We start from the raw sequence: 743 nt of genomic DNA, 5'->3' as shown, positions 1-743 counted from the left end.
AATATCAAGATAGCAGCCGATGTCACTTATCTCAGGATGCGATCAGCGCTCTGAGTCAGTACCACTGGCCGGGCAATATTCGTGAATTAGAGAACGTTATTCAACGTGCCTTGGTGATGCGCCATGGTGACTACATTACAGCGCATGATCTGATGTTACCGATTGAACTCATTGCCCCAGTGCCTTCCATGGAGCCAAAGTCCAGCTTTGGTCATGTGGAAGCGAAGAAGCAGGCTGAATACCAATTTATTTTGGACAAATTACGTCAGTTTGGTGGAAACCGAACCAAAACCGCAAACGCCTTGGGAGTATCAACTCGAGCGCTACGTTACAAGCTCGCAGCCATGCGAGAACACGGTATTGATTTACAGTCGGCTCTAGGCTCGGCTGCCTAATAGGAGAAAAATATAGATGGCAAGTCAACCTACTAATGCGGTCTCGGCAGAGCAACTCATGTTGTCCAAAATGCAGGCGATGCAGGCTCAAGTGCAGCCGCCTGAATTTATCGTGAGTGCCAACCCTTTAGATCAACAAGCACTGAATGCTCCACTGTCGTTTTCTCAAGCGATGACGAACGTGTTGGATACAGTCAATCAACATCAATCTGCGGCCAGTCAAAAAATGACGGCGGTAGAAACTGGGCAAAGTGACGACTTAGTTGGCGCAATGGTCGCAAGCCAGAAAGCCAGCTTATCGTTCAACGCTCTTATGCAGGTGCGCAACAAAGTGGTTGCCTCTTTTGA

The 743-nt window shown here is 48.3% G+C and carries 2 protein-coding genes; both read left to right on the top strand.

Features of this window, described 5'->3' with window-relative positions; translation table 11 throughout:
• Nucleotides 1-395: helix-turn-helix domain-containing protein (locus tag R8N49_RS26855; RefSeq protein ID WP_318190418.1), on the top strand; the 395-nt coding region annotated here is incomplete at its 5' end.
• 16 nt (nt 396-411) lie between these two features.
• Nucleotides 412-743, top strand: a 332-nt coding sequence (locus R8N49_RS26850; protein WP_318190417.1) for a flagellar hook-basal body complex protein FliE, incomplete at its 3' end; no start/stop codon positions are given.

The organism is Vibrio sp. 1978 (assembly GCF_033344345.1).
Note: the sequence above shows the minus strand (reverse complement) of the source record. Positions and strands in the feature narration are given on the sequence as shown.